The sequence below is a fragment of the Mesorhizobium loti CJ3sym genome, assembly GCF_000472785.1.
GTDB lineage: Bacteria > Pseudomonadota > Alphaproteobacteria > Rhizobiales > Rhizobiaceae > Mesorhizobium > Mesorhizobium loti_E.
This window is the reverse complement of the sequence record NZ_AXAL01000065.1, coordinates 1-5,010: the sequence shown is the minus strand read 5'-3', so window position 1 is coordinate 5,010 and position 5,010 is coordinate 1. Positions and strand designations below refer to the sequence as shown.

4 protein-coding genes and 1 pseudogene are annotated in these 5,010 nt (G+C 58.7%); all 5 read left to right on the top strand.

The features are described from left to right. A partial coding sequence (locus A3A9_RS0136395) for a transposase (protein WP_027061204.1) occupies nt 1–396 on the top strand: 396 nt, incomplete at its 5' end. A gap of 433 nt (nt 397–829) precedes the next feature. After that, nucleotides 830–1,626, top strand: a protein-coding gene (locus A3A9_RS43635) for an IS5 family transposase (RefSeq protein ID WP_411970574.1) whose coding sequence is annotated in 2 segments (ribosomal slippage) — nt 830–1,174 and nt 1,177–1,626 — 795 coding nt in all. Because the reading frame shifts where the segments join, the coding sequence is not laid out codon by codon here. Between the two features lie 44 nt (nt 1,627–1,670). Continuing rightward, nucleotides 1,671–2,677, top strand: a pseudogene (locus A3A9_RS0136380) (IS110 family transposase). A 578-nt stretch (nt 2,678–3,255) separates the two neighbouring features. Further along, a complete protein-coding gene (locus A3A9_RS41610) occupies nt 3,256–4,233 on the top strand; it encodes an IS1595 family transposase (RefSeq protein WP_152536301.1) in 978 nt (325 codons plus the stop codon). Nucleotides 4,234–4,454: 221 nt separating this feature from the next. Beyond that, a partial coding sequence (locus tag A3A9_RS0136365) for an aminopeptidase P family N-terminal domain-containing protein (RefSeq protein ID WP_430515915.1) occupies nt 4,455–5,010 on the top strand: 556 nt, incomplete at its 3' end.

The following is a 5,010-nucleotide window of genomic DNA, read 5'->3' as shown; positions in this document are numbered from 1 at the left end:
ACCTTCATCGCCGGGCTGCGATGCCACGGTCTTGTCGCGCCATGGATCGTCAACGCGCCGATGAATGCCGCCATCTTCGAACGCTACGTCGAAACTCAGCTCGCTCCCGAACTGTCGCCCGGCGATGTCGTCATTCTCGACAATGTCGGCTTCCACAAGAACGAGCGCGCCGCGCAACTGGTTCGCCAAAGGGGCGCATGGCTCCTGTTCCTGCCGCCATACTCGCCAGACCTCAACCCGATCGAGATGGCCTATTCAAAACTCAAGGCGAGGCTGCGAAAGAAGGCGGCCAGAAGCTTCGATGCCCTCTGCGAGGCTCTCGGCGATATCTGCCATCTGTTCCAGCCAGCCGAATGCAGAAACTTCTTCAAAGCTGCCGGATATGAGGCCAATTAATCGCGACACGCTTTAGCTCAACCGTCGCCACACCGTTGATCATTGTCACGGTGAGACGAAGCTCCAAATCGGATCGACCACCTTCGTTTTGGCTCCAAAGCGGCGCTCGGACTGACCACTTCTTCGCCGACCGCTGTGTTGACAGCTATTACATCCAAACGGCAAACGGCGGCGCAGAGAATGTTCGTCCATAATCCGATATAACGCGATCGACGTCGGCCGCCGAACAGTGCGACACATCCGCTTTGGTGACTGCACTCTGGCAGTCCCCTGCGGAGATGGAAATTATGATCTCACGGATCCTGGCTTCAGCGTCTGCGATTAGCATGGTGCCAAGGATGCAGCGTTGCCAAGCGATCCGTCAATATTTGCGGTTAAGCCGTTTTCCGACGGTCCACTTTCATATCTCCGCGAATTCTGATTCAGACTCTCTATGAGCCGATATGATTTGACCGACTTCGAGTGGCGCGTTATCGAGCCGCTCTTGCCCAACAAGCCGGGAGGGATGCCGCGCGTCGATGACCGCCACGTGCTGAACGGCATTTTCTGGGTCTTGCGATCCGGTGCCCCATGGCGAGACCTGCCGGAACGCTACGGTCCGCGGACCACCTGCTACAACCGGTTTGCGCGATGGCGGAAGGCAGGCGTATGGGACCGCCTGATGGACGCCATCAGCGCCGCCCACGACGGCGCCATACAGATGATCGACAGCACTTCCATCCGGGCGCACCAGCAGGCTGCGACGGCAAAAAAGGGGGGCCAGATCATTGTCTCGGTCAATCGCGCAGTGGGCTCACGACCAAGATCCACGTCGTCGACGACGCGCAAGGGCTCCCAATCCGGCTCGGTCTGACAGCAGGACAGGCACATGACGGTCAGATCGCTGATCGGCTTCTCGATCATCTTGGCCCACGCACCATCGTGCTGGCCGACAAAGCCTACGACGCCGACCGCATCCGGGCACTGATCCAGGGGCAGGGTGCCACGCCCAACATCCCGGCCAAGAGTAACCGGAAATGGAAGCCCTGCTTCAGCAAACGGCTCTACCGCGAGCGCAACCTGATCGAACGCTTCTTCTCCAAGTTGAGGCACTTCCGTCGCGTCTCAACCCGCTATGAAAAGCTCGCCGACAACTTCCTCCCCATGGTCCAGCTCGCGTCAATACGCCTGTGGCTGCGCGCTTATGAGTCATCGTGTAATTTGTGGTTGCTTCCCTCGGGACTCGGGTGAGGCGCACACTTCTGGTTGTCGAATCCTGAAGGAAGGAAACAGCCATGAAGCATTATGCCGGACTGGACCTGTCGATGGAAAGCACGCAGGTCTGCATTATCGATGAAAATGGGCGCAAGCTGAGTTCCGAGAACGCTGAGAGCACGCCGGATGCGATCGCCGACGCATTACGCCGACACGGCCCGATCGAGCGGGCGGTGATCGAAACCGGACGTATGTCACCCGCGATCTGCCTTGGCCTGCGGGAGTTGGGCGTCAACGTGGTGTGTATCGATGCCCGCCAGGCGCACCAGAGCCTCGAGGCGATGAAGGCGAACAAGACCGATCCGCATGATGCTGCAGGGCTCGCGCAACTGGCAAGAACGGGCTTCTACAAGGAGGTTCATGTCAAATCGCCGGGCGCACACGGTATACGCAGCATGATCATCGCTCGCGGTCATCTGGTGGAGGCCCGTGTCCGGCTCGACAACATGATCCGTTGGTTGTGCGCTACCTTCGGCTATAGGCCGGGCGTCGGGCAGGGAAAGGCCTTCATCGAACGCATCATGGAAGCATCCCACATCCCTGGTCTTGGCGAAGCGATTACTTCGTTGCTGACGGTGCGCGTGCAACTGGTCGAGCAGATCAAGGAGCTGGATCTCAAGCTGCGTATGCTCGCCGCTCAGTCGCAGGCCTGCCAAATCCTTATGAGTATACCTGGTGTTGGCATCCAGACTTCAGCCGCGTTCTCCGCCGCCATCGACGAGGCGGTCGGTTCCGACAATCGCGAAACGCGGGCGCCTACTTTGGTCTGGTGCCCAGGCGTCGTCAATCTGGCGAACTCGACTGGACCGGCCGGATCACCAAGCAAGGTGACAGCATGGTCCGCAAGCTTCTCTATGAAGCGGCCAACTCAATCCTGACTCGGAGCCGGGAGAGCTTCGCGCTCAAGACCTGGGCGCTGAAAATCTCGAAGCGCCGCGGCCTGAAGAAAGCCCGAGTGGCACTCGCGCGGCGTCTCGCTGTCATCATGCATGCCATGCTGCGCGACGGCACTTTGTTCGAGGCTTGAGATGAGGTAGAAACAGTTTGCCAGCGGTGAAGCGCCAGCGCTGATCCGAGGGCGGTGTCCCGCGAGGGAACGCAGGGACGGACGATATGCGAAGGTAGTCAGATGGGCCTGACAGCCCGCTTCGAGTCAATGCAACGTCCGGCCTTGTGAGACCCGATACAGCACGACCAGCTCCGGCTCGGCCAGTGCGGACAGATCCTTGAAACCCTCAAGGGATACACCGCCAAGCTCTGCAAATTACAGATCCTGACCCTAGCCATGACGGATCCCGCTTCTGGTGTTAGCGGGTGCGCAAGTTTGGCGGCTTGGCTTGAATGGCGAGGGCCATTTGAATAACTCGTGAAATCCAGCCCGCAATCGATCGAGAAGCTCTGACAATGTCGAGGAGAACATCTCCACCCGTTACCGTTTTACATAAGTCGTTCCGTTGCTAGTGGTCAGCTGCACTTATTTCGAACCTTGGTACCCTGGTTCAGGCGTGGCTGCTGCATGGCTGATGAAGAACATTGTCACGCTTTCCAGCATTCGAACTGTTGAAGAAATGATCGCGGCCTTCCGGATAGCAGCATAGCCGTCGGTTGCTGGTTCGGCCGGATGGCCGGATCTGCTCCGCCTGCGGATACAAACGCTCGATTGCACTTGCCGGTCGCGATACCGGCAAGCGGCGTGCCCGACCGGGTCGTTATCAATGTTCCAGCGGCGATTGCCGGTTCCAGTTCACGGTGACGACACATACGCCTCTGCACTCCACGAAGCTTCCCTTGAGTGTTTGCCTGAAGGCTATGTGGCTGTTACTGCCATCCGACAAGGGCTTGTCGTGGGTGCGTCCAGCCGAGGCGCTCGGGGTGAGCCAGCCAGCATCTGGCGAATTGGACATGCACTGCGTCTTATTGGTGGCGCGGGAGAACGTGCTCGCCGGCACGGTGGAGATCGACCATTTCCATCTCGGTGAAAGGCCCAGAAAGAATCCCGACGACCCACCTCCGGGCCGCGGCTGGAAAGGCCAGGCGAATACGCACAAAACGTCAGTTATGGCAATGGTGCGGCGTCCGACTGATGTAATGCGTGGCACGCTGGCCGGTGATGCGCGTGCGGCGGTTGTGACCGGTCTTTCGGCGCGAGCAAGCGAACGCGTCGTTGAGGCGCAGATTGAACCCGGAGCTCACTTGATGAGCGACGAGTGGAAGGCATTCATGGCCATTGGTGAGAGCTTTGCCAAGCATGAGACCAGCTGTTCGCGACGCTGTCCACGTCAACTCGGTCGAGGGCTTCAACTCCGCGTCCCCCGTACCATCGCCGGCGTCTTTCATCATATCAGCCCGCAGCATGCCGACCTGTATTTCCACGAGATCGACTTCCGATGGTCGCAGCGCGTCGTCACAGGAAACGTCATTCGCAAAACCAGGCATGGCCGGGAGAGCGTGCGTACCCTGTCGCCGCGCGTGACGCCTGCGCTGCACTTGACGAATGTTTTTCGCACAGCCATAGGTCGTCAGATGCGCCAAAGCCAGTATGGCTGCATCATCGTCAAATCCGCCGTAGCTGTCTTTGGTTGATAAAGGCCTCGTACGATTTCGAACTGCTCTTATTCCGCCCCTTCATGCCGATCGCGATGACGAGCAGTAGATCCTCGCTTACATACAGCCCGTTGATTTGGATGAATCCCTAACGGGTCGTCGAACGGAGGCCAACGGAAGATTGCATGTCAAACCGAGCACCCTTGCGCGGCTCACGTTTCAGCTGCTGACTCATTTTGGCGCAAAGTCCTCTCCTCCGGATGGTACCACTTGCCCAATTGCTATCCTTGGCCAAGAGATTTGTTTCACCCAGGCGAATGCAGAAGGTACGCACATCTAGAGGTGGGGCGACAACGAAGGAGCCCACGACGGTGACCGAGCATACGAATAGCGGGATGGATTTCCCTGTTGAAGAATATAAGACACGCCTTCAACGCACGCAGGAGGAAATGGCAAAGCATGATCTGGACGTGTTACTCCTGCATCAGCCCGAGAACATTCAATATCTGACAGGTCTCGACGCTGGGGCGGGCTTTTTCTCATATCACGCCGTAGCGGTTCCGAGCCATCGCGATCCAGTGCTGATCTTGCGCGATGTAGAAATCCCAGCAGCGNACCTCACGTCTTGGGTCACGAGCCACACGAGCTACGCAGATTCATCCGATCCGATCCGCGTTTCACTCGACGCGGCGCGGAGAGCCCTCGAGGGCTTGGGCTTGGCGGCCGGGCGTGTCGGCGTGGATGAGCACTCATGGTTCTTGACACTAGAACGGTGGAAGATGCTGCAGGCGCTGCTGCCAAATGCGACTTTTGTCA